This window comes from Pseudomonas sp. SAS7, from assembly GCF_052112345.1.
In the GTDB taxonomy this organism is placed as follows: domain Bacteria; phylum Pseudomonadota; class Gammaproteobacteria; order Pseudomonadales; family Pseudomonadaceae; genus Aquipseudomonas; species Aquipseudomonas putida_Q.
Window position 1 is genome coordinate 87,047 of sequence record NZ_JBEGGO010000010.1, and the last position, 26,446, is coordinate 113,492.

General features: G+C 65.5%; 27 protein-coding genes. 20 read left to right on the top strand and 7 right to left on the bottom strand.

Features of this window, described 5'->3' with window-relative positions:
* Positions 1–344 precede the first annotated feature (344 nt).
* Positions 345–4,244: a phosphoribosylformylglycinamidine synthase gene (purL, locus tag ABI582_RS17350; protein ID WP_442119804.1), complete on the top strand. Its 3,900-nt coding sequence runs from the start codon at positions 345–347 to the stop codon at positions 4,242–4,244.
* 3 nt (positions 4,245–4,247) lie between these two features.
* A complete protein-coding gene (locus tag ABI582_RS17355) occupies positions 4,248–4,559 on the top strand; it encodes an NIF3 1 (protein ID WP_019470324.1) in 312 nt (103 codons plus the stop codon).
* Between the two features lie 103 nt (positions 4,560–4,662).
* On the opposite strand, the gene tatC is transcribed toward ABI582_RS17355, so the two are convergent.
* Genes tatC through tatA form a run of 3 tightly spaced genes read right to left on the bottom strand, consistent with a single transcriptional unit; the run spans position 4,663 to position 5,944 of the window.
* Positions 4,663–5,424 carry a twin-arginine translocase subunit TatC gene (gene tatC / locus ABI582_RS17360; RefSeq protein ID WP_442119805.1) on the bottom strand — a complete coding sequence of 254 codons (762 nt, stop codon included), beginning with the start codon at positions 5,422–5,424 and terminating at the stop codon, positions 4,663–4,665.
* Positions 5,421–5,711 (bottom strand): Sec-independent protein translocase protein TatB, encoded by a 291-nt coding sequence (gene tatB, locus ABI582_RS17365; protein WP_442119806.1) that lies wholly within the window; start codon positions 5,709–5,711, stop codon positions 5,421–5,423. Before tatB ends, tatC begins: the two co-directional genes overlap by 4 nt.
* Positions 5,711–5,944 (bottom strand): twin-arginine translocase TatA/TatE family subunit, encoded by a 234-nt coding sequence (gene tatA, locus ABI582_RS17370; protein WP_043196800.1) that lies wholly within the window; start codon positions 5,942–5,944, stop codon positions 5,711–5,713. The genes tatB and tatA overlap by 1 nt, the downstream gene beginning before the upstream one ends.
* Positions 5,945–6,089: 145 nt before the next feature.
* On the opposite strand from tatA, the gene gspK reads away from it, so the two are divergent.
* Positions 6,090–7,055 carry a type II secretion system minor pseudopilin GspK gene (gene gspK, locus ABI582_RS17375; RefSeq protein WP_442119807.1) on the top strand — a complete coding sequence of 322 codons (966 nt, stop codon included), beginning with the start codon at positions 6,090–6,092 and terminating at the stop codon, positions 7,053–7,055.
* Positions 7,056–7,187: 132 nt separating this feature from the next.
* On the opposite strand, the gene ABI582_RS17380 is transcribed toward gspK, so the two are convergent.
* The gene (locus ABI582_RS17380; protein ID WP_442119808.1) at positions 7,188–9,263 is read right to left on the bottom strand and encodes a PhoX family protein; all 2,076 of its coding nucleotides are present in this window, start codon (positions 9,261–9,263) and stop codon (positions 7,188–7,190) included.
* A gap of 224 nt (positions 9,264–9,487) precedes the next feature.
* Between ABI582_RS17380 and ABI582_RS17385 the strand changes: the two genes are divergently transcribed.
* The 12 genes from ABI582_RS17385 (at position 9,488) to ABI582_RS17440 (ending at position 20,091) form a co-directional block, all read left to right on the top strand.
* On the top strand, positions 9,488–11,128 hold the full coding sequence (locus ABI582_RS17385) for a lipoprotein UxpA (protein ID WP_442119809.1): 1,641 nt from the start codon (positions 9,488–9,490) through the stop codon (positions 11,126–11,128).
* The gene (locus ABI582_RS17390) at positions 11,125–11,550 is read left to right on the top strand and encodes a pilus assembly protein PilZ (RefSeq protein ID WP_442119810.1); all 426 of its coding nucleotides are present in this window, start codon (positions 11,125–11,127) and stop codon (positions 11,548–11,550) included. Before ABI582_RS17385 ends, ABI582_RS17390 begins: the two co-directional genes overlap by 4 nt.
* Positions 11,551–11,553: 3 nt before the next feature.
* On the top strand, positions 11,554–13,320 hold the full coding sequence (gspD, locus tag ABI582_RS17395) for a type II secretion system secretin GspD (protein WP_442119811.1): 1,767 nt from the start codon (positions 11,554–11,556) through the stop codon (positions 13,318–13,320).
* Positions 13,320–14,768 (top strand): GspE/PulE family protein, encoded by a 1,449-nt coding sequence (locus ABI582_RS17400; RefSeq protein ID WP_442119812.1) that lies wholly within the window; start codon positions 13,320–13,322, stop codon positions 14,766–14,768. The genes gspD and ABI582_RS17400 overlap by 1 nt, the downstream gene beginning before the upstream one ends.
* Before the next feature lie 3 nt (positions 14,769–14,771).
* Entirely contained in the window at positions 14,772–15,974 is a 1,203-nt protein-coding gene (gspF, locus tag ABI582_RS17405) for a type II secretion system inner membrane protein GspF (protein WP_442119813.1), read from the top strand.
* A gap of 17 nt (positions 15,975–15,991) precedes the next feature.
* On the top strand, positions 15,992–16,426 hold the full coding sequence (gene gspG, locus ABI582_RS17410) for a type II secretion system major pseudopilin GspG (protein WP_338746243.1): 435 nt from the start codon (positions 15,992–15,994) through the stop codon (positions 16,424–16,426).
* Positions 16,427–16,428: 2 nt separating this feature from the next.
* Entirely contained in the window at positions 16,429–16,866 is a 438-nt protein-coding gene (gene gspH / locus ABI582_RS17415; RefSeq protein ID WP_442119814.1) for a type II secretion system minor pseudopilin GspH, read from the top strand.
* A complete protein-coding gene (locus tag ABI582_RS17420) occupies positions 16,863–17,231 on the top strand; it encodes a type II secretion system protein GspI (protein ID WP_442119815.1) in 369 nt (122 codons plus the stop codon). The genes gspH and ABI582_RS17420 overlap by 4 nt, the downstream gene beginning before the upstream one ends.
* Positions 17,232–17,388: 157 nt before the next feature.
* A complete protein-coding gene (locus tag ABI582_RS17425; RefSeq protein WP_442119816.1) occupies positions 17,389–17,979 on the top strand; it encodes a prepilin-type N-terminal cleavage/methylation domain-containing protein in 591 nt (196 codons plus the stop codon).
* Entirely contained in the window at positions 17,976–19,052 is a 1,077-nt protein-coding gene (gspL, locus tag ABI582_RS17430; RefSeq protein ID WP_442119817.1) for a type II secretion system protein GspL, read from the top strand. Before ABI582_RS17425 ends, gspL begins: the two co-directional genes overlap by 4 nt.
* Positions 19,049–19,435: a type II secretion system protein GspM gene (gspM, locus tag ABI582_RS17435; protein ID WP_338746248.1), complete on the top strand. Its 387-nt coding sequence runs from the start codon at positions 19,049–19,051 to the stop codon at positions 19,433–19,435. Before gspL ends, gspM begins: the two co-directional genes overlap by 4 nt.
* Positions 19,432–20,091 (top strand): hypothetical protein, encoded by a 660-nt coding sequence (locus tag ABI582_RS17440; protein ID WP_442119818.1) that lies wholly within the window; start codon positions 19,432–19,434, stop codon positions 20,089–20,091. Before gspM ends, ABI582_RS17440 begins: the two co-directional genes overlap by 4 nt.
* A 159-nt stretch (positions 20,092–20,250) precedes the next feature.
* Here the strand turns inward: ABI582_RS17440 and ABI582_RS17445 are convergent, their stop codons facing one another.
* Positions 20,251–20,805, bottom strand: a complete 555-nt coding sequence (locus ABI582_RS17445; RefSeq protein WP_442119819.1) for a L,D-transpeptidase family protein — start codon at positions 20,803–20,805, stop codon at positions 20,251–20,253.
* Between the two features lie 25 nt (positions 20,806–20,830).
* Positions 20,831–21,388, bottom strand: coding sequence for an NUDIX hydrolase (locus tag ABI582_RS17450; RefSeq protein WP_442119820.1), 558 nt, complete (start codon positions 21,386–21,388; stop codon positions 20,831–20,833).
* A 124-nt stretch (positions 21,389–21,512) separates the two neighbouring features.
* On the opposite strand from ABI582_RS17450, the gene ABI582_RS17455 reads away from it, so the two are divergent.
* From ABI582_RS17455 to purT, 5 genes are all read left to right on the top strand, one after another.
* Positions 21,513–22,112 carry a CoA pyrophosphatase gene (locus ABI582_RS17455; RefSeq protein ID WP_442119821.1) on the top strand — a complete coding sequence of 200 codons (600 nt, stop codon included), beginning with the start codon at positions 21,513–21,515 and terminating at the stop codon, positions 22,110–22,112.
* A gap of 44 nt (positions 22,113–22,156) precedes the next feature.
* Entirely contained in the window at positions 22,157–22,681 is a 525-nt protein-coding gene (locus ABI582_RS17460) for a gamma carbonic anhydrase family protein (RefSeq protein WP_016501239.1), read from the top strand.
* Positions 22,671–22,868 carry a DUF1289 domain-containing protein gene (locus tag ABI582_RS17465; protein ID WP_442119822.1) on the top strand — a complete coding sequence of 66 codons (198 nt, stop codon included), beginning with the start codon at positions 22,671–22,673 and terminating at the stop codon, positions 22,866–22,868. Before ABI582_RS17460 ends, ABI582_RS17465 begins: the two co-directional genes overlap by 11 nt.
* Positions 22,869–23,044: 176 nt before the next feature.
* A complete protein-coding gene (locus ABI582_RS17470; RefSeq protein ID WP_010952556.1) occupies positions 23,045–23,512 on the top strand; it encodes a VUT family protein in 468 nt (155 codons plus the stop codon).
* A 76-nt stretch (positions 23,513–23,588) separates the two neighbouring features.
* Positions 23,589–24,770, top strand: coding sequence for a formate-dependent phosphoribosylglycinamide formyltransferase (purT, locus tag ABI582_RS17475; RefSeq protein ID WP_442119823.1), 1,182 nt, complete (start codon positions 23,589–23,591; stop codon positions 24,768–24,770).
* Between the two features lie 124 nt (positions 24,771–24,894).
* Here purT and ABI582_RS17480 read toward each other — a convergent pair whose 3' ends face one another.
* On the bottom strand, positions 24,895–26,193 hold the full coding sequence (locus ABI582_RS17480) for an MFS transporter (RefSeq protein ID WP_338746252.1): 1,299 nt from the start codon (positions 26,191–26,193) through the stop codon (positions 24,895–24,897).
* Positions 26,194–26,446 lie beyond the last annotated feature (253 nt).

Sequence of the window (26,446 nt, forward strand, 5' to 3'; positions counted from 1 at the left end):
CAAAGGACCGGTTCAACCATATCTCGACAACGGTTAGCTTGTCTGGTAGCGCTTTCTGTGCAATGTCAGCGCCCTCGCTTGCCTGTAGGAGCGGCCTTGTGTCGCGATGGGGCGCGCAGCGGCCCCAAAATCTGAGTACCGGCACGAATTGCCGGGGCTGCTATGCAGCCCATCGCGACACAAGGCCGCTCCTACAGGGACTGTGTGCGGCGGGTGGATTTTTTTGACCCGAAAGTCCGGTTACGCCGCCCGGCAGCCGTGGCTTAGAGCGGGTGCCGAAAGCCATCGAATTAGGCTAGAATGCACGGCCTCTAAGCACACCCCTTCCTGAGGCTGTCCCGACGATGTTGATCCTGCGCGGCGCTCCTGCCCTTTCTGCCTTTCGCCACGGTAAATTACTCGAGCAACTGAGCCAGAAAGTCCCCGCTGTTACTGGTTTGTATGCCGAATTCGCCCACTTCGCCGATGTCGACGGCGAGCTGACCGCCGACCAGCAGCAGGTGCTGGGCCGTCTGCTCAAGTACGGCCCGAGCGTGCCGGTACAGGAGCCGACCGGCCGCCTGTTCCTGGTCGTGCCGCGCCTGGGCACCATTTCGCCGTGGGCCAGCAAGGCCAGCGACATCGCCCACAACTGCGGCCTGCAGTCGATCCAGCGCCTGGAGCGCGGTATCGCCTACTACGTGGCCGGCACCCTGAGCGACGCTGATGCCGCACTGATTGCCGCCGAGCTGCACGACCGCATGACCCAGCGCGTGCTCGGCCAGCTGGAGCAGGCGTCCGACCTGTTCAGCCACGCCCAGCCCAAGCCGATGACCTCGGTGGACATCCTGGGCGGTGGCCGTGAGGCCCTGGCCCAGGCCAACATCGACCTGGGCCTGGCCCTGGCCGAAGACGAGATCGACTACCTGGTCGCGGCCTTCCAGAACCTTGCGCGCAACCCGAACGACATCGAACTGATGATGTTCGCCCAGGCCAACTCCGAGCACTGCCGCCACAAGATCTTCAACGCCAGTTGGGACATCGACGGCCAGGCTCAGGAAAAAAGCCTGTTCGGCATGATCAAGAACACCTACCAGATGCACAGCGAAGGCGTGCTGTCTGCGTACAAGGACAACGCCTCGGTCATCGTTGGTAACGTGGCCGGCCGTTTCTTCCCGAACCCTGAAACCCGCCAGTACGGCGCGGTGCAGGAGCCGGTGCACATCCTGATGAAGGTGGAAACCCACAACCACCCGACCGCCATCGCCCCGTTCTCCGGTGCCTCCACCGGCTCCGGCGGCGAAATCCGCGACGAAGGTGCTACCGGCCGTGGCGCCAAGCCCAAGGCGGGCCTGACCGGTTTCACCGTGTCCAACCTGCGCATTCCGGGCTTCGAACAGCCTTGGGAGCAGGCCTACGGCAAGCCTGAGCGTATCGTCGACGCCCTCGACATCATGATCGAAGGCCCTCTGGGTGGCGCGGCGTTCAACAACGAATTCGGTCGCCCGGCCCTGACCGGTTACTTCCGTACCTTCGAGCAGGCCATCAACACCCCGCACGGCGAAGAAGTGCGCGGCTACCACAAGCCGATCATGCTGGCCGGTGGCATGGGCAACATCCGTGAAGACCACGTGCAGAAGGGCGAGATCACCGTCGGCGCCAAGCTGATCGTGCTCGGCGGCCCGGCCATGCTGATCGGCCTGGGCGGCGGCGCCGCTTCGTCGGTGGCGACCGGTGCCAGCTCGGCTGACCTGGACTTCGCTTCGGTTCAGCGCGAAAACCCTGAAATGGAGCGCCGTTGCCAGGAGGTCATCGACCGCTGCTGGCAGCTGGGCGACAACAACCCGATCGCTTTCATCCACGACGTGGGCGCCGGCGGTATCTCCAACGCCTTCCCCGAGCTGGTCAACGACGGTGGCCGTGGTGGCCGCTTCGAGCTGCGTAACGTGCCCAATGACGAGCCGGGCATGGCCCCGCACGAAATATGGAGCAACGAATCGCAAGAGCGTTACGTGCTGGCTGTCAGCGCGGTCGACTTTGAGCGTTTCCAGGCCATCTGCGAGCGTGAGCGTTGCCCGTTCGCCGTGGTCGGCGAAGCGACTGAAGAGCCGCACCTGACCGTAAGCGACAGCCACTTCGGCAACACGCCTGTGGACATGCCGCTGGACGTGTTGCTGGGCAAGCCGCCGCGCATGCACCGTTCGGTTACCCGCGAAGCCGAGCTGGGCGATGACTTCGACCCGAGCGAGCTGGACCTGGACAACGCCGTCCAGCGCGTACTGAACCACCCGGCTGTGGCCAGCAAGAGCTTCCTGATCACCATCGGCGACCGCACCATCACCGGCCTGGTTGCCCGCGACCAGATGGTCGGCCCGTGGCAGGTACCGGTAGCCGACTGCGCCGTCACCGCCACCAGCTTCGACGTCTACACCGGTGAAGCCATGGCCATGGGCGAGCGCACTCCGCTGGCGCTGCTGGATGCCCCGGCGTCCGGCCGCATGGCCATCGGTGAAACCCTGACCAACCTGGCTGCCTCGCGCATCGAGAAGCTGTCCGACATCAAACTGTCGGCCAACTGGATGTCCGCTGCCGGCCACCCGGGTGAAGACGCCCGCCTGTACGACACCGTCAAGGCTGTGGGCATGGAGCTGTGCCCGGAGCTGGGCATTACCATTCCGGTGGGCAAAGACTCGATGTCGATGAAGACCAAGTGGAGCGATGAGGGCGGCGAGAAGAGCGTCACCTCGCCAATGTCGCTGATCATCACCGGCTTTGCCCCGGTCACCGACATCCGCAAGACCCTCACCCCTGAGCTGCGCATGGACAAGGGCGAGACCGACCTGATCCTGATCGACCTGGGCCGTGGCAAAAACCGCATGGGCGCCTCGATCCTGGCGCAGACCTACGGCAAGATCGCTGCCCAGGCACCGGACGTCGACGACGCCGAAGACCTCAAGGCCTTCTTCGCCGTGATTCAGGGCCTGAACGCCGACGGCCACCTGCTGGCCTACCACGACCGCTCCGACGGCGGCCTGGTCACCACCGTGCTGGAAATGGCCTTCGCCGGCCACTGCGGCCTCGACCTGCAACTCGACCCACTGACCGACAACCGCAAGGACGTCCCGGCCATCCTCTTCAACGAAGAGCTGGGTGCGGTCATCCAGGTTCGCCAGGATGCCACCCCGGACGTACTGGCACAGTTCAGCGCCGCTGGCCTGGGCGAAGAGTGCGTCGCGGTGATCGGCAAGCCGGTCAACAACGCCGAAGTGTCCATCAGCCTGAATGGCGAAGCGCTGTTCGATGACGACCGTCGCATGCTGCAGCGTCAGTGGGCCGAGACCAGCTACCAGATCCAGCGCCTGCGCGACAACGCTGACTGCGCCGACCAGGAATTCGACCTGCTGCTCGAGGAAGACAACCCGGGCCTGTCGGTCAAGCTGGGCTTCGACGTCAACGACGACATCGCCGCGCCTTACATCAAGAAGGGCGTGCGCCCGCAAGTGGCCATCCTGCGTGAGCAGGGTGTCAACGGCCAGGTCGAGATGGCAGCCGCCTTCGACCGCGCCGGTTTTGCCGCCATCGACGTGCACATGAGCGACATCCTCGCGGGCCGTGTCGACTTCGAGGCCTTCAAGGGCCTGGTCGCCTGCGGTGGCTTCTCTTACGGTGACGTGCTGGGCGCCGGTGAAGGCTGGGCCAAGTCGGCACTGTTCAACGCCCGTGCCCGTGACGCCTTCCAGGCCTTCTTCGAGCGTACCGACAGCTTCGCCCTGGGCGTGTGCAACGGTTGCCAGATGATGTCCAACCTGCACGAGCTGATCCCGGGCACCGAGTACTGGCCGCACTTCGTGCGTAACCGCTCGGAGCAGTTCGAGGCGCGCGTGGCCATGGTCGAGGTGCAGAAGTCCAACTCGATCTTCCTGCAGGGCATGGCCGGTTCGCGCATGCCAATCGCCATCGCCCACGGTGAAGGCCATGCCGAGTTCGCCAACGAAGCGGCACTGCTGGAAGCCGACCTGTCCGGTTGCGTGGCCCTGCGCTACGTCGACAACCACGGCAAGGTCACCGAAGCCTACCCGGCCAACCCGAACGGCTCGCCGCGTGGTATCACCGGCCTGACCAGCCGTGACGGCCGCGTGACCATCATGATGCCGCACCCGGAGCGTGTGTTCCGCGCCGTGCAGAACTCCTGGCGCCCGGATGAGTGGCAGGAAGATGCCGCGCTGATGCGTATGTTCCGCAACGCGCGGGTGTGGGTGAACTAAGGCGTGTACAAGCTCGCCTTCTTCGTCCCCGCCAGCCACGTCGAAGTGGTCAAGGCCGCTGTGTTCGCTGCGGGTGGCGGGCGCATCGGTGACTATGACCACTGTGCCTGGCAAACCCTGGGCCAGGGCCAGTTCCGCCCGTTGGACGGCAGCCAGCCGTACCTCGGGCAAACTGGCCAGGTCGAGGTGGTGGAGGAGTGGAAGGTAGAGCTGGTGGTGGCTGACGACCTGATTGCCCAGGCCGTCGCTGCGCTCAAGCAAAGCCACCCGTACGAGACGCCAGCCTATGAGGTCTGGCGGCTCGCCGAGTTCTAGACCGCATCACGGCTGTTCGCGGGCACGCCCGCTCCCACAGGGATCGCACAACCCTCGAGTATTGTGCGATCCCTGTGGGAGCGGGCGTGCCCGCGAACAGGCCCTACAGTTCAGCCACAATCTCCTTGCCTTGCTCAGGCTGCTTCAACATTCCACAAGCCAGCAACCCCACCTCGAACAGCACCCACATCGGCACCGCCAGCATCGTCTGCGAAAACACATCCGGCGGCGTCAGGATCATCCCCACCACGAAGCACCCGACGATCACGTAGGGCCTGCTGCGCCGTAACGTGGCCACATCGGCCAACCCCACCCAGACCACGATGAACGTCGCCACCGGGATCTCGAACGCCAACCCGAACGCCAGGAACAGCGCCAGGATGAAGTCCAGGTACTGGCTGATATCGGTCATCATCGCCACGCCGTCCGGCGTTACGCTGGCAAAAAAGCCGAACATCATCGGGAACACCAGAAAGAACGCGAACGCCATCCCGGCATAGAACAGCACGATGCTCGACACCAGCAGCGGCAAGGCAATGCGCCGCTCTCGGCGGTACAGCCCCGGCGCCAGAAAACCCCAGGCCTGGTGCAGCAGTAGCGGCATGGCCACGAACAGCGCGCACATTGCGGTCAGCTTGAAGGGTGTCAAGAACGGCGAGGTGACGCTGGTGGCGATCATGCTCGCGCCTTCCGGCAAAAAGCGCCGCAGCGGCTCGGATATGAGCGTGTACAACGTCTGGGCGAAGGGGAACAGGCCGGCGAACACCAATGCCACCAGTGCCAGGCAACGCACCAGGCGTTTGCGCAGGTCGCGCAGGTGTTCGGTCAGCGGCATGCTGGCCGCCGGGTCCATGGCAATACTCATGAGGCGTTTTCCTTGCGCAGCGTGACGGTGGCCGCATCATTGGCCGGCTCCGTGTTCAGGCTGATGCCTTGGCGGATCTCCTGTTCCAGGCGCTGCAAGGGTGCGCTGTCGAGGTTGGGCAACTCGATCTCGCGCTCTACCTGCGTGCGCAAGGCGTGCATGGCCCGGCGCGCCTGGCCCAGGCCGCGGCCGAGGGTGCGCGCTGCCACCGGCAGGCGCTCCGGGCCCAGCACCAGCAGCGCGACGACGCCAACCAGCAGCAGCTCGCTGAAACCTATCTCGAACATCAGGCCTGACGGTCCGCTTGAGGCTGCTGCGTGGCCTGGCCAGTCAGTGGGGCCTGTTGCTGAACCTGTGCCTGGCCAGGTGCGCTGGCGTCAGCGTCGCCGCCCATGGACTTGCGAAAACCCTGGATCGCCTCGCCCACATCGCTGCCCAGGCCCTTGAGGCGCTTGGTGCCAAACAGCAGAAATACGATCAGCAGTACGATCACCAGTTGCCAGATTCCAATGCCACCCATTGCGACCACTCCTGTAAGGTCATGAAAAGGAACGGCAATCCTGCCTCGTGTAGATGACGTGCACATGACGAACGGGCATTGCCATCTACCTGCAACACGCCGCGTGTTGACTGGCGTCTTTATTGCGCGAGCGAGGCACGCACGGATGGGTGGCAGGCAACAGCAGGGTGCGGCCCTGCTGATGGTGATGGTGGTGCTGGCAATGCTGGCGGCGGGCATGGCCTGGCTGGTGGAAGACGGCCGGCGCCAGGTGGATGAAGTGCGCCTGCTGCACCAGCGGGTGCAGGCGCGGGCCATGGAGCAGGCTGGCCTGGCCTATGCCGAGCAGGCCCTGCGCGACCCCGCCTGGCGGCTTAGCCCGCTGTTTTGGCAGGCCTTGCGTGGGCAGCCGCTGAACTACGATTTTGGCGCCGGTCAGGCGCAACTGCGGGTGCGCGACCAGCACACCTGCTTCAACGTCAATGCGCTGCTGGGGGCCGATGGCGAGCGTGCCGAACGCCAGTTGCGCTACCTGCTGGGCGACGACATGGCTGCCGAGCGCCTGGTCGATGCGCTGGCCGACTGGCTCGACGCCGACAGCGACACCCGCCTGCAGGGCGCCGAAAGCGCACAGTACCTGCGCCAGCAACCGCCGCGCCTGGCGGCCAACCAGCCGATGCTCGATACCAGCGAACTGAACCTGCTGCTGGAGCCCGGCGCCGGCCGCCAGGCGCGTTACCCGATGCTGTGCGCCTTGCCCCAGGTCACCGGCTGGCGCCTGAACGCCAATGCGCTTGGGCTGGAGCACCTTCCGTTACTGGAGGCGCTGTACGAAGGGCGCTATTCGCGGTCGTTGCTCAGCCGCATCATCAGCGGGCGGCCAGCGTCGGGGTACGTGGATGCAGCCGCGTTGCGCCAGGCGCTGGGGGCGGTGGATGACGAAACGTTTGAACGGCTGAGTGAGGGTTTGCTGCTCAACAGCGGGTACTTTCTGCTGCAGCTGTCGTTCGAGGAAGAGGGGCGGGTGATGCGCAGCGAATTCCAGGTGGAGGCGCTAGGGGTGGTGCAATGGCATGCCCGGGTGCCGGTGCAGCAAGTGCGGGTGCGTAGCCGGGAGCCGATGGCCTGGTAAGGCTTGCTATTGCCGGGGCTGCTGTGCAGCCCATCGCGACACAAGGCCGCTCCTACAAGGGTTCGCGTACCCCCTGTAGGAGCGGCCTTGTGTCGCGATAGGGCCGCAAAGCGGCCCCCGTGCACAGGTCGATCAGGCAGTGCCGATCTCGCCGCCATCATTGCGCTGGATCACTACCGTCGAAGCCCGCGGCCGAACGGTGGCACCAGCCGGGGTCGCATCGGTCGCCTTGTCGGTATACGGCCAGTTCCCCGGGTGCTGAATGTTGACGAACAGCGTCTTGTTGTCCGGGGTAAAGGCTATCCCGGTCACTTCGCACTCATTCGGCCCAACGAAGAAGCGGCGCAGGTCCACCTGGTTCTGTGCGTTCACCGGCACCTGCTTGCCAGTGGCGTCCACCAGGTCGGTGGGGATCACCGCCAGCAACTGGTCGTTGGTGTAATCGGTGAGGGTGCTCTCGCCGTTGTCGGTCTCGAACCACAACACGCCGCGGCTATCGAAGCTCATGCCGTCGGGGCTGGCGAACTGGTTCAGTTCGGTCAGGCCGGAACGGTTGATGTCGGCAGTACCGGCGGCGTTTGCGCCGAACACGAAGATGTCCCAGTTGAAGCTCAACTGGTCGTCGCTGTCGTGCCAGCGAATGATGTGACCGTGGCGGTTCGGGCCGCGCGGGTTGGCCGCATCGACCTTTTCCGGGGTGCGTGCGCTGTTGTTGGTCAGGGTCAGGTACACATCGCCGTTCAGCGGGTTGACCGTCGTCCATTCCGGGCGGTCCATCGGCGTTGCGCCCACGGCATCGCCAGCCCCACGGGTGTTGAGGATGATGCCTGGCAGGTCACCATACAGCGCACCCAGGGTGCTGCCACCCGTGGTGGCAGTGGCCACGTCCAGCAGCAGCCATACGCCGGTGCCATCGGCATTGAAGCGCGCCACATAGAGCTTGCCCTGGTCCAGGTACTTGGCGCCGGTGGCCAGGCGGTCGGCCGGGTTGGCATCGGCGGCATCCCACACAGCGGTGGACACCCACTTGTACAGGTACTCGTTGTTCGAGTCGTCACCCATGTACCACACCAGCGGCTTGCCCGCGACTGGCAGGCCCGGGGCACAGCCCTCGTGGCGGAAGCGGCCCAGCGCGGTGCGCTTGGTGGCCAGGGTGCTGCTGTTGTACGGATCGATCTCGACGATGTAACCGTAGGTGCTGGCTTCGTTGCGGTAGTCGTCGGTGGCGCTGGCGCCCTTGACGGTCACGTCGAAACGGGCGAACTCGTCGGCCACTTCGGTGCTGTCACCGGCAGCGCTTTCCCACTTGTATTGGCCGCTGGAGGTGCCCACGCCAATGCGGCGCTGGTCTTCGGGGCGGGTGCCCTTGTTGACGAAGATGCCCGGCCAGTTCTCTTCACAGGTCAGGTAGGTGCCCCACGGGGTGTAACCGTTGCCGCAGTTGTTGTTGGTGCCGCGGCAGTGGGTACCGGCGGTGGAGTACTTGGTCTTGACGTGGTCGGTGCCGCGCAGCGGGCCGGTGATTTCCATGCGCGAGGCAGTGGTGAAGCGGCGGTTCAGCGGGTCGTTGTCGACTACCTGCCAGCGGCCGCTGACTTTCTTCAGGCGCACCACGCCAGCCCCATGGGCGTTGATTTCCTTGCGTACTTCCTCGACCGGGCGCTTGCCGTTGACATCGGTGGTCGGGCCGGCCGGGTGCAGGGCAGCGGTGTCAATGTATTCGAAGTTGATCGCCAGCAGGCCGTCTTCCGAACTGCCGTTGATAGGGAAGAAGTGCATGCCGTCATGGTGCATGCCCATGGCGTTCGCCTGGTCGGTCGAGGTGTTGCTGCCGTCGGACTTCCATGGGTTGGCGTTGCTGTTCAGCGGCGTGCCCCACGGCGCCAGCACGTAGGCGCTGTAACCGGCGGCAACCACACAGGCGTCGGTGCGCGAGCCCGGGATGGACTGGAAGCCCAGTGCCAGTTTCGGCACCTCCGGCTCGGTCACAGGCGGCTCGGTCACCGGTGGCTCGGTGACCGGATCATCGTGATCGGAACCACCACCGTCGAAGCAGCCTGTCAGGCCGGTACCGGCAATCATGGCGATGGCGGCGCCCAGGCTGCCGCGCATCACGCTGCGGCGGCTGAGGTAGGCGTCCATGACGTTGGCCATCGGCATGTTGCCGCTTTGGTTCCGGTCCAGGTTGTCGCCGGTATCTCGACTCATCAGGGTGTCCTTGTAGTGGCTGAGTTAGAGGAACCCGCGACTTTAGGGGGGAAATATGATGATTGATTGGCAGAAATGTTAAGGGGTTTTTAAAACGGCTCGCTCTTAGAAGGCGTTCTGACAGATCAATTTGGAATGTCTGTCGGATTTCTGCCATCAAACTGTAATGCCAACGCCGCAACATCCGGGGCCCTGAATGAATGTGGAAAAGGACGGCGGGTGCGATGGCGAGCAGTGTGCACAGGCGCGAAGTGATCGGCTGGATGGGTGTCGGGGCATTGGCACCGCTGCTCGGCGCCTGTTCTGCCTTCCCAGGGCAGCAGGGCGGCAACGCCCGGCTCGACCTGTTGTACGTGGCCGATACCCTCGATGCCCGCCAACCCGGCCAGGCCGTGGTGCCAGCGACCCGCCTGGGGCCGGTCAGCCACTTGGGCCGCGCGCCGTGGATGACCGGCAGCAGCGCCAGCCTTGCCTACCCGCAACTGGCACCGCTGCTCGATGCCAGCCAGGCAGCCGCCGCGCAGCTGGGCGGTTATGCGGTGCTGGCGGCACTGCTGGAGCAACTGCGCGGCGAGGCCGGCGCAGGCAACAGCCTGACCCTGGAGAATGGCCAAGGCTGGAACGGCAGTGGCCTGGCCTACCTGACCCAAGGCGAAAGCGGGGTGCAGGGCAGCCAACTGCTGGGCACCGAAGCGCGGGTCAGCAGTGACGAGCGTGTGCTGTGGCCACAACGCAGCGCCGGGCTTTATCGCCAGGCGCGGGCGGTCACCCTCGGCGCCGGCCTGGCGGACGGGCAACGCCAGGCCCTGGGCCTTGAGGCCTTGCACGTCTTCGAGCGCGGCGGCGCACGGATTGCCGTGGTCGGCGTGACCGACCCCTATGCCCCGGACCAGAAAGCCTCCCTCAAACTGTGGTACCAGTCGCTGCAGCCGGTGTTCGAGCAGGCCCGGCGCGAGGCCGACCTGGTGGTGGCCATGGCCGATGTCGGCACCGGCCCCGGCCTGTGGCTGGCCGAGCGGGTGCCGCAAATCGATGTACTTCTGTGCGCCCGTGGCCAGGACCTGTGGCCGGCGCCCGTCGAGGTAACCCAGGCCAGTGGTCGGCGTGTGCCGGTGCTGTTTGCCGGTTGCCGGGGCAGCGGTGCTTTCCGCCTGCGCTGCCAGCGCGTGGCCGGGCTGTGGCAGTTCGATGGGCGTTTCTTCCCGGCCTTTGAACAGCAACTGGCGCCAGCCGCGCAACTGCGTGTCGGGGCATTGCAGGCACAGCTGCACCAGCAACGTGCCGGCCACGCGGCGTGGCTCGACCAACCGCTGGCCCGCGCGCCACAGGCCTTGTGGCGCCGTGATACCCGTGGCGGCAGCTGGGACCGCCTGCTGCATCAGGCCTTGGCCGATGACAGCAGCATGCCCGTGCTGTTGCCGGGCCTGCGTTACGACTACCCGCTGCCCACAGGTGCGTCGATCACACGGGAACACCTGATCAGCCTCACCGGTGGCTACCCGGCGCCGGTGGTCGAAGCACCGGCCCGGCAGGTGGAACAAGTGCTGGAGAACGCTGCAGAGCAGCTGTTCGGCGACCCGCTGCTGCTCGACAACAGCCAGGACCTGCCGCGCTGGCAGGGCCAGGCCTGGGGTGTCAGCTACAGCCCGCAAGGCAAGCGCATCACTGGGCTGGAGCCGGTGCAGGGCCTGTGCCGCACCTTCGGCCTGCAGTTTGAAAGCCAGGCTGGCGAACCCCTGTGGCAACGGGTCGAAGCCTGGCTCGCCCGCCAACCTGGCGACTGGCAACTGGCGCCGCTGCAACTGCCCGAAGTGCGTTACGTGCAGGGGCACCCGGGTTGGCACCCACGGCAGTTGGCCTCGTGACACTCGCCTCGCGCTTGTTCACCGGCGCTGGCCTGACGCTGGCCGGCTGGCTGGCCGCCCAGTGCGTGCTGCAAATGAGCCGCCATCCGCAACCGGCCGTGGCGCCGACGGCAGCCGTAAGCCCGCTGCCAGGGCTGATGGTCGGGCACTGGCAAGCGCCCATCGACGACGGCGCCATCGCCATTACCCGCCTGCCATTGCACTACCTCGGCGGCCTCAGGGCGCAGCCGCTGTCTTCCAGTGTGGTGGTGCTGCGCTACGGCGAGCAGGTGCGCACCCTGGCCCGCGGTCAGCGCCTGGCGCCGGGGATCGTGCTGCAGGACATCGACACCGATGGCCTGATTTTCAACAACCAGGGGCGGCGTGAACGCCTGCCCTGGCCGCCACGCCCCGCCGTGACCGGCTTCAAGCGGCAAGGATGAACGATGCCTGTTAGATACTGCGTGGCCGCCGTGCTGAGCCTGGCCCTGGCCGTAGGCCTACCAGAAGCCCGCGCCGAAGAGCCGGTGTTCGATGAAAACGGCACGCCGATGTACGAGGTGAACTTCGTCGACACCGAACTGGGTGAGTTCATCGACAGCGTGTCGCGCATCACCGGCACCACCTTCATCGTCGACCCTCGGGTCAAGGGCAAGGTCACCGTGCGCACCGTCGACCTGCACGACGCCGATGCCATCTACGACATCTTCCTGGCGCAGTTGCGCGCCCAGGGCTACGCCACTGTCGACCTGCCCAACGGCAGCGTGAAGATCGTCCCCGACCAGGCCGCGCGCCTGGAGCCGGTGCCGGTGGAGACGGGTGGGCAGCAGGGCGAAGGCAGTGACAGCGTGGCTACCCGGGTATTCAATGTGCGCAACGCCGCCAGCGAGCAGGTACTGGGTATCCTCAAACCGCTGATCGACCCACGGGTCGGGGTGATCACGCCGTACCCGGCGGCGCACCAGTTGGTGGTGACCGACTGGCGCAGCAATCTGGACCGTATCGCCAGCCTGCTGCGCCAGCTCGACCGCCCCCAGGAAGCACCTGGCAACGGCAGTACCCAGGTCATCTACCTGCGGCACGCCAATGCAGGTGAAGTGGTCAAGGTGCTGCGCGGGCTGAGCCAGGAAGGCATGGCGCCGGCTGAAGGCGCGGGCGAAGGCGAGGGCAAGGACAGGCCGGTAATGGCCGCCGCCGGTGGCCCGGGCATTCGCCTGGAGTACGAAGAAGGTACCAACGCCGTGGTCATGGTCGGCCCCGACAGCGAGCTGGCCGCCTACCGCACCATCGTCGAACAGCTGGACATCCGGCGTGCCCAGGTGGTGGTGGAAGCCATCATCGCCGAGGTGTCCGACAGCAGCGCCCAGGAGCTGGGTGTGCAATGGCTGTTTGCCGACGAAAAATTCGGCGCCGGCATCGTCAACTTCGGCAGCAACGGGGTGAACATCGCCAATATCGCCGGGGCTGCTGCCAGTGGTGACAACGAGGCGCTTGGCGACCTGTTGTCCGCGACCACCGGCGCCACGGCGGGCATCGGCCATTTCGGTGGCGGGTTCAACTTTGCCATGCTGGTCAATGCACTGAAGGGCAAGAGCGGCTTCAACCTGCTGTCCACGCCCACCCTGTTGACCCTGGACAACGCCGAAGCGTCGATCCTGGTCGGCCAGGAAGTGCCTTTCGTTACCGGCTCGGTCACGCAAAACAACGCCAACCCGTACCAGACCATCGAGCGCAAAGAGGTCGGGGTGAAGCTGCGCATCAAGCCGCAGATCAACATCGACAACAGCGTGCGCCTGGACATTGTTCAGGAGGTGTCGTCGATTGCCGAGTCCAGCGCGGCCAGCGACGTGATCACCAACAAGCGCGAGATCAAGACCAAGGTCATGGTCGAAGACAATGGCCTGGTCATTCTCGGCGGCCTGATCAGCGACGAGTTGAGCACCAGCAACCAGCGCGTGCCGCTGCTCGGTGACATCCCATACCTGGGCCGGCTGTTCCGCTCCGATGCCAGCAAGAACACCAAGCAGAACCTGATGGTGTTCATCCGCCCGCGCATCCTGCGGGACGGGCCGAGCCTGGCCGGGCTCAGCGAAAACAAATACCGCACCCTGCAGCAGACCACACCGCTGCAACTGCCGGACCTTGCAGAGGGCACGCCGCTGTTGCAGGTGTTCCCCTCCAGCCGCGCACGCCTCGAAGGCGGTGCCTGGTGATGTTGCCGTATCGCCAGGCACGCCAGAGCGGGGTGGCCATGACCACCACGGAACAGGGCTGGCAGCTGTGGCTGCGGCCCGACGCCGACAGTGCCCAGTTGCAGGAACTGCTGCGGGTACATGGCCAGCCCTGCATGCTCGAATACCTGGAGCCTGCCGTGTTCGACGAGCGCCTGGGCCAGCTTTACCAGGCCGGCGATGGCGCCAATCAAGCGCTGATCGAAGGCATCGGCGACCAGGTCGACCTGGACAGCCTGATGAGCGAGATGCCGCAAGTCGAAGACCTGCTGGAAAGCGATGACGAAGCCCCGGTGATCCGCCTGATCAACGGCCTGTTCGGCCAGGCCCTGCGCCTTCGCGCCTCGGACATCCATATCGAAACCTTCGAGCAAAGCCTGGTGGTGCGCCTGCGCGTCGATGGCCACCTGCGCGAAGTGCTGCGCCCGCCGCGTGCGCTGTCGGCCATGCTGGTGTCGCGGATCAAGGTCATGGCACGGCTGGATATTGCCGAGAAGCGCCAGCCCCAGGACGGCCGTATTACCCTGCGCGCGGCAGGGCGCGAGGTGGATGTGCGGGTTTCGACGCTGCCCGGTATTCATGGCGAACGCGTGGTCATGCGTGTGCTCGACAAGCAGGCCAGCTTGCTCGCGCTGGGCAACCTGGGCATGCCGCCCGCGGTGTTGCAGGGCCTGCGCAGTTGCCTGGCACGGCCCAACGGTATCGTGCTGTCCACCGGCCCGACCGGTTCGGGCAAAACCACCACCCTGTATGCCAGCCTCAACAGCCTCAACGATGGCAGCCGCAACATTCTCACCGTCGAGGACCCGGTGGAGTACGCCATCGCCGGCATTGGCCAGACCGCCATCAACCCGCGTGCGGGGCTGACCTTCGCCAGTGGCCTGCGCGCGATCCTGCGCCAGGATCCGGACGTGATCATGCTCGGCGAAATCCGTGACCAGGAAACCGCGCAGATTGCCGTGCAGGCCAGCCTGACCGGCCACCTGGTGCTGTCGACCCTGCACACCAACAGTGCGGTGGGTGCGGTGACCCGCCTGCGCGATATGGGCATCGAGCCGTTTTTGATCGCCTCGTGCCTGCGCGGTGTGCTGGCCCAGCGCCTGGTGCGACGCCTGTGCAGTTGCGCCGTGGCGCAGCCGCTGCAAAGTGCCGAGCGTGACCTTTGGCCAGAGCTGACGGCGCTGGGCAGCAGCTACCACGCGGTGGGCTGCGAGCAGTGCCAGGGCAGCGGCTATGTCGGGCGCCTGGGCCTGTACGAATTCATCGAACTGGATGCCGGGCTGATCGGCCTGCTGTATGACGGCGCCAGTGAACTGGCCATGCAGGATTACCTGGCCGGGCGCCGGCAGAGCCTGGTCGCAATGGCCAGCGACTGCCTGGCCCGTGGCGAGACCAGCCTGGCCGAAGTGCTGCGTGTGGTGCAGGGCTGAACCATGCCGACTTATCGCTACGTGGCCGTCGACCTCACCGGCAAGACCCGCAAGGCCAGCCTGCAGGCTGACAGTGAACGCCATGCGCGCCAGTTGCTGCGCGATCAGGGGCTGTTTGCCCGCCAGTTGCAGCGCCAGGACAGCGGTAATCGACAACCCCGGCGCCAGCGTTTGAGCCGTGCCCAGCTGTGTGAACTGACCCGTCAGCTGGCCACATTGACCGGTGCCGGCATCCCCTTGGTCGATGCCTTGGGCACCCTTGAGCGCCAGTTGCGTCAACCTGCCCTGCACAGTGTGCTGGTGGCCCTGCGCGGCTCCCTTGCCGAAGGCCTGGGCCTGGCCCGTAGCCTGGCGCGCCAGGGGGCGCCATTCACTGGCTTGTACTGCGCGCTGGTCGAAGCCGGCGAACGTTCCGGGCGCCTGGCACAGGTGCTGACCCGGCTGGCCGACCACCTTGAACAGGTGCAACGGCAACAGCACAAGGCGCGTACTGCGCTGATATATCCCACCGTACTGATGGGCGTATCGCTTGCCGTGGTCGTTGGCCTGATGACTTTTGTCGTGCCCAAGCTCACAGAACAGTTTGCCCACGCCGGGCAAAGCCTGCCGCTGATCACCGCGTTGCTGATCGGCCTGAGCCAGGGGCTGGTGCAGGTCGGGCCCTGGTTGCTGGGCCTGGCGCTATTGATGGGCGTGCTCGGCACCTTGCTGTTGCGCAAGCCGCACTGGTGCCTGCGCCGCGACCAGATGCTGCTGCGCCTGCCGCGTATCGGCAGCCTGTTGCAGGTGCTGGAAAGCGCACGCCTGGCGCGCAGCCTGGCGATTCTCAGCGGCAGCGGCGTGGCCCTGCTCGAAGCCTTGCAAGTGGCCACCGAAACCGTCGGCAACCGGCGTATCCGCCTGGCCATGGAGCAGGTCCGCCAGCAAGTGCAGGGCGGCACCAGCCTGCACCGTGCGCTGGATGCCAGCCAGCAATTCCCGCCGCTGCTGGTGAACATGGTCGGCAGCGGCGAGGCCAGCGGCACTTTGGCCGACATGCTTGAGCGCGTGGCCGACGACCAGGAGCGTGGCTTTGCCCGCCAGGTGGATACCGCCATGGCGCTGTTCGAACCCCTGATGATCCTGGTGATGGGCGCCGTGGTGCTGTTCATCGTGCTGGCAGTGCTGCTGCCGATCATGCAACTCAACCAGGGCCTGCAACTGTGAATACAAGGAGTACTGCCATGCAGCATCAACGTAACCGCCAGCGCGGTTTCACCCTCATGGAAATCATGGTGGTGATCTTCATCATCGGCCTGCTGATCGCCGTGGTCGCGCCCAGCGTACTGGGCAACCAGGACAAGGCCATGAAGCAAAAGGTGATGGCCGACCTGGCCACCCTGGAGCAGGCGCTGGACATGTACCGCCTGGACAACCTGCGCTTTCCCAGCACTGAACAGGGCCTGATCGCGCTGGTGAAAAAGCCGAGCCAGGAGCCGCTGCCGCGGGCCTGGCGCAGTGACGGCTATGTGCGCCGCCTGCCGGAAGACCCATGGGGCACCCCGTACCAGTACCGCATGCCCGGTGAGCATGGCCGGGTCGATGTGTATTCGCTGGGTGCCGATGGCCAGCCGGGCGGTGAAGGCCAGGATGCCGACCTGGGTAACTGGGCGCTGTAAGGGTGAGCCGTCAGCGGGGCTTCAGCCTGATCGAATTGCTGGTGGTGCTGGCCATCGCCGGGCTGATGACAGGCCTGGCAGTGGCCGGGCTCGGCAGCGGCCAGGCGCGTGTCGATCAGGCCCTGCAACGCCTGGCCAGCGAAACCCGGGCCCAGGCGGCGCTGGCCCGGCATGCCGGGCAACTGCGTGGGCTGCGCTGGAATGGCCAACGGCCGGAGTTCGTGCGGCGTGAGGGCAATGCCTGGGTGGCCGAGGCGGTCGGGCTTGGCGACTGGCCCAGGGGCCTGCACCCGGACTGGCCCGCCAGCCCGCAGCCCCACGTGCTGTTCACCCCGCACGGCTGGGCGCAGCCGGGCAGCGTGCGCTGGCGCTGGGCCGATGGCAGCCAGCAATGGGCGTGGGGCCGCGATGGGCGCTTGCAGGTGGCGGTTGCGCCATGAAGCAACATCAGCGTGGCTTCACTTTGCTGGAGGTAACGGTGGCCCTGGCGATCGCCGCCGTGCTGGCGGTGATCACCAGCCAGGTCCTGCGTCAGCGCCTGGCCGTGCAGCACAACCTGCAACAACATCGCCTTGGCCTATTGTGTGCGCGCGAACTGGAAACCCGTTTTGCCGTCGAGCAATTCTGGCCTTCTGCCAACCAGGTGAAGGGTGAACTGATGCAAGGTGGCCAGCCGTGTCATTGGCAACTGCAATTGCGCCGCACTGGCGTGCGCGACCTGCGCCGTGGCGAACTGCAACTGTTCGCTGACCGCGACCAGCGCCTGCCGCTGGGCCAGTACACCGTGTTTCTGGAACGCCCATGAAAAGCTCGCCACCACTGCGCGGACCCGGTAGGAGCAGCCTTGTGCTGCGAAGAGGCCAGTGTGGCCACAGCAAATCTGCCAGTCATTCCGGCCTCTTCGCAGCACAAGGCTGCTCCTACAAAGGTTCTGTGCAGGCATTGAACCCGAGCATCAATACATGAAGCGCCGCCAGGCAGGCCTGACCTTGATCGAACTGATGGTCGCCCTGGCCCTGACTGTCCTGCTCGGCATCATGCTCGCTGCGTTGGTCAATGGCTGGATGAAAGTGCGCGAACGCCTGCAAGTGATCAGCCAGGAAACCTCGGTGCTGGACTTTTGCCTGGCCCTTGAGCGGCGTTTCGACAGCCCGGTGCTGCGCCGCGTTTACGACCAGCGCCTGCCCCTGGCCAGCCGCTGGCTGGACTGGCAACCGGCAAGCAACCAATTACAGTGGGTCGCCACCACCGGCCTGCCGGAAGCCGAAGGTGGCTCGCGGCTGCAACGCCAGCGGCTGCGCTTCGAGGCCCGTGAGCAGCGCCTGCTGCTGGAAAGCTCGGTCGACCTGTACGCCGCCGCCACGCCGCGCTGGGTCCAGCGTGAGCGGCTCGACGGGGTTGGCGCCATGAACGTCCTTTATTACCAGGGCGGCCAGTGGCTGGCCTGGCCTTCTGACCAACCTGCGCACCCCGGCCGTGGCGTGCGCCTGGAACTGCAGCGTGATGGAGCACCCTATGTCTGCACCTTCGCCCTCCCGTGGGGGCGCTCATGAAATTTGAATGGCGACAGCGCGCACCTGCTCAACCGTGGTTGTTGCTGCGCCCAGGTGTTGTCTGGCACTGGGCGCTGGCCGAGGGCGGCATCGTGCAAAACCAGGGGCAGGGTGAGCCACCGGCTAACCTGCAAGCCCGGGTTGCCCTTGTTCTGCCTGCCGAGGCCTGTAGCGTCTTCCACGTGCCTGCCCCACCCGGGCTCAAGCGTGAGGAGTGGCCGTTGTTGCTCGAAGACCGCTTGCTGCAACCGCCCGACGAGGTGGCCTGCGCCTGCCTGGCCCGTCAGCCCGGGCACCTTCGCTTGCTGGTGGTGGCGCGTCAGCAACTGGACGACTGGCGCGGACAGTGTGGCGTATGGGGCTTGCAGGTAGAACGTTGCTGGGCCGAGTTGCAGTTGCTGCCCAGGCCTGAGGCAGGCAGTGCCTGGCATTGGCAGCGCACGCCCGGCATGTCCTTGTACAAAGGGCTGGCCGAGGGCGAGCAGGAGCATTGGCTGGCATGGCCGCAAGCACTGGGGGAAGCGCCGCAGCAACCCTGGGCACACCTGCAAAGCGTGCCACTGAGTGGTGACTGGCCAGGCACGCTGGCACCGCTCGACGCGATGCCCGGCCTGTTCGAGCGCGCTCGCAAGGCACCTTCGTTGCCCGTCGTTTCACGCCCGCAGCAACGCCTGTTGGCCGCCTGCCTGGTACTGGCGGCAGTCTGGGGCGGGCTGTGGTTGAACCAGCAGTGGCGCCAGGCACAACTCTGGCGCGCCCAGGTGTTTGCCGTGACGGGTGAGCAGGCCAGCCCACGGCACGCCGCGCAGGCCCTAAAACGCCTGCGGGAAAGCGAGCTTCAGCAGCAAGTACGCACCCGCCAGCTCGAAGACCTGCAGGCAGCCTTGCAGGCCTGGCTGCGCGGTCACCCCGGCTGGCGCCTGCAGGCGGTGCACTTCGATGGCCAGCGCTGGCACCTGCGGCTAGAGGGCGACGGCGCCACGCCACCCTGGCAAGACATGGCCAACGCTGCCGGTGCTGCCGTACAGGTACAAGGTGGCGAAGTGGTGTTCGACTTGGGAGCCGCCGCATGAACCAGGACTGGATGCAGCGTCATCGGCTGAAGTTCGCCTGGTTGCTGATTGCGTTGTTGCTGACCGTTCTGGCCCTGCGCGAGGGCTTGGCGCAATGGCGCGAGGTGAGCCAATGGCGGGGGCTGGCAGAACAAGCCGCAAGCCTGAATGGCGGCACGGGCTTGAGCCTGGAGCGCCTGAAGCAGTCGGCCGAGGCGCGGCAGGTTGTATTGGCCGAGGTCGATGTGCAAGGCAAGGCCTGGCAACTGCGTGGCCAGGTGGCCGATGAGCGGGTGCTGCAAGGCTGGTTGCAGTCCCTGCATGAAGAGGGCGCAACGCCGCTGCAATGGGGGTTGGAACAGGATGGCAAGGCGTTGCGCTTCGACCTAGTGGTGCAGCCATGAGCCGTAAAGGTGTGGCGTGGGTGCTGATGGTTTTCGGCCTGACCTTGCTCGTTGAATTGCCCGCCGCCTGGGTGGCTCGCGGGGCAGGTCTGCCAGTGCGCGAGGCCAGCGGCAGCCTGTGGCAGGGGCAGGCACAACAGTTGGGGCCAGTGGGGCCCCTGCGCTGGTCGGTGCAGCCTTGGGGCTTGCAGGCGACTGCGCAGTTGGGGTTCCAGGGGCAGGCCTGGCAGTTGCGCGCCGAAGGCTGGCCGTGGCGCTGGCGGCTGGAGGCAACGGCGATGGGCGCCCAGGCGACGGTGGCCACGGATTACCGCTTGGCCGGGCCGTGGCAGGGCACACTCCGCATGCAAGGGGCAGGGCGGCAATGCCTGGGCAGCGAAGGCCGTTTCACGGTGAGCGACCTGGCGCTGAGCGAACCGTGGTCGCTGGGCCTGGGGCAGGGGTGGCTGGAAATGGACTGCCGCAGTGGCTGGCACCTGCGTGGGCAGCTGGCGCAGCAGGGGCAGCATGAGCTGTTCGTGGATGCTGACCTGCCAGGGCGGCGGGCCCAGGTGGGGTTCGAGCTGCAGCCGGAGGCGGCGTTGGTGCCCTTGTTACGAGGTGCGCAGTGGCTGGGGCTGCAGGCGCTGGCAGGGCAACGCGACCTGCGCTGGTAAGTTGTGGGAGCAACTGTCTTTCACCATAACTCCGGCGGCCGCCTCACCTTGTAGGAGCAGCCTTGTGCTGCGAAGAGGCCCGTATGGCTAAAGATTATCTTCGTCTGCAATGGCCTCTTCGCAGCACAAGGCTGCTCCTACACGAGACTGTGTTTCTCTTCAGGGCCGGATTTCGATCAGCGTGCCATCGCGCACCAGCTCCCACACTTCCTGCATGTCACGGTTACGCATGGCAATGCAGCCATCGGTCCAGTCCAGGGTGTGGAAATACCACTCCGGGTACTCGTCGTTGATCGGCGTGCCGTGAATCATGATCATGCTGCCGGCACTGACCCCTTCGCGGGTGGCGCGGGCGGCATCGCTTACGTTCGGGTAGTTGATGTGCATGGCCAGGTTGAAGCGGTCGCTTTGCTTGCGCCAGTCCAGCCAGTACAGGCCTTCAGGGGTTTTCTTGTCGCCTTCGCGTTCCTTGGCGCCCTTTGGTTGCTTGCCCAGGGAAATGCGGTAGGTTTTCAGCGGCTCGCCACGGCTGATCAGCTGTAGGCGACGCTCGGACTTGATCACCAGCACTTTGTCGATCAGCGGTTGCATGGCCTGCTGCGAAGGCGACGGCGTCTGCGCTGCCGGCACGGGCTTGCGGATGATGGTCTCGGTGAAGGCCGCCTGGGACACCGAGGTAACGCAAAGGCAGAAAATGGCAAGCAACCAGCGCATGTAACGGTATCCCTGAAGGCTTCTTCTAAGTAGAGGTCGAGGTCGAGACGTTCATCGGTGGCAGGTACTCATGGCCTATGGGGTAATGCTGCCCGATGCGGTCGCGATAGTAGCATTCTAGTGTGCGTGTGACGGTGCGGAAAGCCAGCTCGCCCCACGGTATCTCATGTTGCTCGAACAACCGCACTTCCAGGCTTTCGACACCCACATCAAACGCCAGGTCTGCCAGCTCAGCGCGGAAGAACACATGCACCTGGTCGATGTGCGGCAAATCGAACAGCTGGTACAGGCTCATCGGCCCGACCCGGGCGCAGGCTTCCTCGACGGTTTCGCGACGGGCGGCCTGGTCGAGGGTTTCGCCGTTCTCCATGAAGCCGGCGGGCAGGGTCCAGAAGCCGCGGCGTGGTTCGATGGCACGCCGGCACAGCAGCACCTGGCTGCCCCAGGTCGGTAGCACGCCGGCGACGATGTTGGGGTTCTGGTAATGGATGGTCTGGCAAGACTCGCAGATATACCGCAGGCGGCTATCGCCCTCGGGAATCCGCTGAGTGACCGGCTGGCCGCACGCGCTGCAGAATTTCATGTGAGGTTCCCTTTTGTTCAAGGCTATCTTGGCGCGCCGGCAGGGCCGCCGCAAGCGCAGGGGCTTGGGTGCTTCGCGGCTTTGGTGCATCATGCAAGGCAGGCCTTGGATACGAGCGTGCGCAATGCTGGACGAGCTACTTCGCCGAATGAGCAATCACCAACCCGCATCACTGGAAACCGACCGGCGGTTCCCCGAAGCGGCGGTTCTTTTGCCCATTACCCGCAGCGAAGCGCCCGAGCTGGTCCTGACCCTGCGCGCCAAGGGCCTGTCCACCCATGGTGGCGAAGTGGCCTTCCCGGGTGGCCGACGCGACCCGGAAGACCCGGACCTTGTGTTTACCGCCCTGCGCGAGGCCGAGGAAGAGATCGGCTTGCCGCCTGGCTTGGTGGAAGTGGTAGGCCCGCTCAGCCCGCTTATTTCGCTGCATGGCCTTAAAGTGACGCCATTCGTCGGGCTTATACCCGACTTCGTCGAATACCGCGCCAACGATGCCGAAATCGCGGCAGTATTCTCCGTGCCGCTGGAATTCTTCCGCCAGGACCCGCGCGACCATACCCACCGTATCGATTATCAAGGGCGCAGCTGGTATGTGCCCAGCTACCGCTATGGCGAATACAAGATCTGGGGGTTGTCGGCGATCATGATCGTCGAACTGGTCAACGTACTGTTTGATGCCGGCATCAGCCTGCACCAGCCCCCAGAGCGTTACATCGAAAACTGAGCGGGGCCTACCTCGCCGTCTGCGTTCCAGCCTGAGGAGCATGCATGAAATACCGCCTGGGCGACCTGCGGGTCGAGAGCCACCCCACCAGTTGGGCCGCACCCAACGCCACGCTGATTGGCAACGTACGCCTGCAGGCCAATGCCAGCGTGTGGTTTGGCGCGGTGCTGCGTGGGGATAACGAGCTGATCGATATCGGCGAAGGCAGCAACGTGCAGGATGGCACGGTGATGCATACCGACATGGGCTCGCCGCTGACCCTGGGCAAGGGCGTGACCGTTGGTCACAACGCCATGCTGCACGGCTGCACGGTGGGCGACTACAGCCTGGTCGGTATCAATGCCGTGATCCTCAACGGCGCGCGCATTGGCAAACACTGCATCATCGGCGCCAACGCGCTGATCGCCGAGGGCAAGGAAATCCCCGACGGTTCGCTGGTGGTCGGCTCGCCCGGCAAGGTCGTACGTGAACTGACCGAGCAGCAGAAGCGCATGCTTGAAGCCAGTGCCGCGCATTACGTGCACAATGCCCAGCGTTATGCCCAGGAGCTGGTGGTTGATGATGAGTAATGTGGTAGAGCGGCCGGTGGCCTCGCCGTGCGTAAGCATTTGTGCGCTGGACGAGCAGGATATCTGCACCGGCTGCCAGCGTACCGTGGCGGAGATTGGCCGCTGGGGGCGGATGGACAACGATGAGCGCCGGGCGGTGCTGAAACTGTGCCATGAACGGGCAGTAGAGGCCGGCATCATCCTGTAGGAGCGGCCTTGTGTCGCGATGGGCTGCGCAGCAGCCCCCTGCAATCTTCGGTGTGCATCAGAAACCCCGGGGCCGCTGCGCAGCCCATCGCGACACAAGGCCGCTCCTACAGGGACGGCGTTGCCTGTCGAGGGCGCCAGCGGTAATCTGTACGGCTTGCCCACAGACTACCAGCCATGTTCTATCTGATTGCCTACATCAGCAGCGTAGTGCTGATCAACTACGCCTTTTCCAGCGCCCCGCACCTGGACATCATCTGGTCCGCCTGGGGCGGCCTGGTGTTCATCCTGCGCGACATGGTGCAGACCCGCTTCGGCCATGGCGCCTTGGTTGCCATGCTGGTGGCCCTGGTGCTGTCCTATGTCACCTCGGAACCGGCCATCGCCCTGGCCAGCGCCACCGCGTTCTTCATTTCCGAGCTGATCGACTGGCTGGTGTTCAGCATCACCCGCCGGCCGCTGCGCGACCGCCTGTGGCTCAGCTCGGCGCTGAGTATCCCGGTGGATACCTTCATCTTTTTCGGCATGATCGGCGCTCTTACCCCGGCAGTGATCGGCACCGCCATGGCGTCGAAGTTCGCCGGTGTCACTGCCGTGTGGCTGGCCATGGCATTTCGCGCCCGACGGGCTGCCGTGGCCGGTTGATGGTGTAGAATGGCGGTCCTTTTTCAGCGGGCGGCGCAAAGCCTGGCGCGGCCCCGGACGCCTTCGAGGACCTGAAATGACCCGTATCGGAACCCCCTTGTCGCCTACCGCGACCCGTGTACTGCTGTGCGGCTGTGGCGAGTTGGGCAAGGAAGTGGTGATCGAGCTGCAGCGCCTGGGCGTCGAAGTGATTGCCGTCGACCGCTACGCGAATGCCCCGGCCATGCAAGTGGCGCATCGCAGCCACGTGGTCAACATGCTCGATGGCGTTGCCCTGCGCGCGGTGATCGAGGCCGAGAAGCCGCACTACATCGTCCCTGAAATCGAAGCCATCGCCACCGCCACCCTGGTCGAGCTGGAAAGCGAAGGTTTCAACGTGGTGCCGACAGCCCGCGCCACGCAGCTGACCATGAACCGTGAAGGCATCCGCCGTCTGGCCGCCGAAGAGCTGGACCTGCCGACCTCGCCGTACCATTTCGCCGACACCTATGAAGACTACGCCAAGGCCGTGGCCGATGTCGGTTACCCATGCGTGGTCAAGCCGGTGATGAGTTCGTCGGGCAAAGGCCAGAGCCTGCTGCGCAGCGACGCCGACCTGCAGAAGTCGTGGGACTACGCCCAGGAAGGCGGCCGCGCCGGCAAGGGCCGGGTGATTGTCGAGGGCTTTATCGACTTTGAATACGAAATCACCCTGCTGACCGTGCGCCACGTCGGCGGTACCACCTTCCTGGAGCCGGTTGGCCACCGCCAGGAAAAGGGCGACTATCAGGAGTCGTGGCAGCCGCAGGCCATGAGCCCGAAAGCGCTGGCCGAATCGCAGCGCGTGGCCAAGGCTGTTACCGATGCCCTTGGCGGTCGTGGCCTGTTTGGCGTGGAACTGTTCGTGAAGGGCGACCAAGTGTGGTTCAGCGAAGTGTCGCCGCGCCCGCATGACACTGGCCTGGTCACCCTGATTTCCCAGGACCTGTCGCAGTTCGCCCTGCATGCCCGGGCCATTCTCGGCCTGCCGATTCCAGTGGTGCGCCAGTTTGGCCCGTCGGCGTCGGCGGTGATCCTGCCAGAAGGGCAGTCGCAACAGACCAGCTTCGCCAACCTGGGTGCAGCGCTGAGCGAGCCGGATACCGCCATTCGCCTGTTCGGCAAGCCGGAAATCAACGGCACCCGCCGCATGGGCGTGTGCCTGGCGCGTGATGAGTCGGTCGAGCTGGCGCGGGCCAAGGCGACCCGCGCTTCGCAGGCGGTAAAGGTCGAGTTCTGATTCGAAACCGCAGGGGGCCGCGTTGCGGCCCATTCGCAGCACAAGGCTGCTCCTACAACGGCAACGCACGTCCCTGTAGGAGCAGCCTTGTGCTGCGAATGGGGCGCAACGCGGTCCCCATTGCTTACAGCTCGGTATTACGGGTCTCTTTCAGGCACAGCACAGCAATCAGGCTGATCACCGCCGCAGCCGACACATAGCCCCCCACCCAGCTCAACCCGCCCATGCTCACCAGCTTCTGGGCAAAGAACGGTGCCGCCGAGGCCCCGACAATCCCGCCCAGGTTATACGCCGCCGAAGCCCCGGTATAACGCACGTGAGTCGGGAACAGCTCGGGCAGCAGTGCCCCCATCGGCGCAAAGGTCACGCCCATCAGGAACAGCTCGATGGCCAGGAACAGCGCCACACCCGTCGTCGATCCCGAAGTCAGCAGCGGCTCCATGGCAAAGCCCGAAGCTACGGCCAGCAGGCCGCCGACGATCAGCACCGGCTTGCGCCCGTAACGGTCGCTGAGCCAGGCCGACAGCGGCGTGGCCAGGGCCATGAACACCACCGCGAAGCACAGCAGGCCAAGGAACGTCTCGCGGCTGTAACCCAGCGTGGTCACGCCGTAGCTAAGCGAGAACACCGTGGAGATATAGAACAGCGCGTAGCACACCACCATCGCCGCAGCGCCCAGCAGGGTGGGCAGCCAGTAGCTGGAAAACAGCTCGACCACTGGCATTTTCACCCGCTCGTGGCGGGCAACAGCCTTGGCGAATACCGGGCTTTCTTCGAGCTTCAGGCGCACATACAGGCCCACTAGCACCAGCGCGGCACTGAGCAGGAACGGAATGCGCCAGCCCCATTCACGGAACTGCTCGTCGCTGAGCGTCAGGGCCAGGGTCAGGAACAGGCCGTTGGCGGCCAAAAAGCCGATCGAAGGGCCCAGCTGCGGGAACATGCCGAACCAGGCGCGCTTGCCTTCCGGGGCGTTCTCGGTGGCCAGCAACGCCGCGCCACCCCATTCACCGCCCAGGCCCAGGCCCTGGCCAAAGCGCAGCAGGCAAAGGATGATCGGCGCCCACACGCCAATGCTGTCATAGCCTGGCAACACGCCGATGGCCGTGGTGGACACGCCCATCAGCAGCAGCGAGGCAACCAGGGTCGATTTGCGGCCGATGCGGTCGCCAAAGTGGCCGAACAGCGCCGAACCCAGCGGGCGGGCGAGAAAGGCGATGCCGAAGGTGAGGAAGGCCGCCAGCATTTGCGCCGTGCCCGACCCGGACGGGAAGAACACCGGGCCGATCACCAGGGCCGCAGCGGTGGCGTACACGTAGAAATCGTAGAACTCGATGGCGGTGCCGATGAAGCTGGCAGTGGCTACCCGGGCGGGCGAGTTGACCGGCGTGGCAGGCGCTTCGGCGTAGGTGCTGCTTGTCATTAAGTAGGTCCCTAACAGTCTGGTCCGGCTCCATGGGCGTGGCCCGCGCGGTGTGCTGAGCAAAAGGGCAGGCACGGTTGCGCGGGCGCCGGAGCGTTTTGTTGTTGTGTGCGCCCGACTGACGATAGCCCAAGGGGGGTAGGGGCGGCGCGGGCACTGTTCGGGGTGTTGAAGCAGGACCGCAGGGCGTGTCAGTGGAGCGGACTGGCCGTGAAACGCCGGGTGCGGGTAGCAGGCGTGGCGGCGGGGCTGG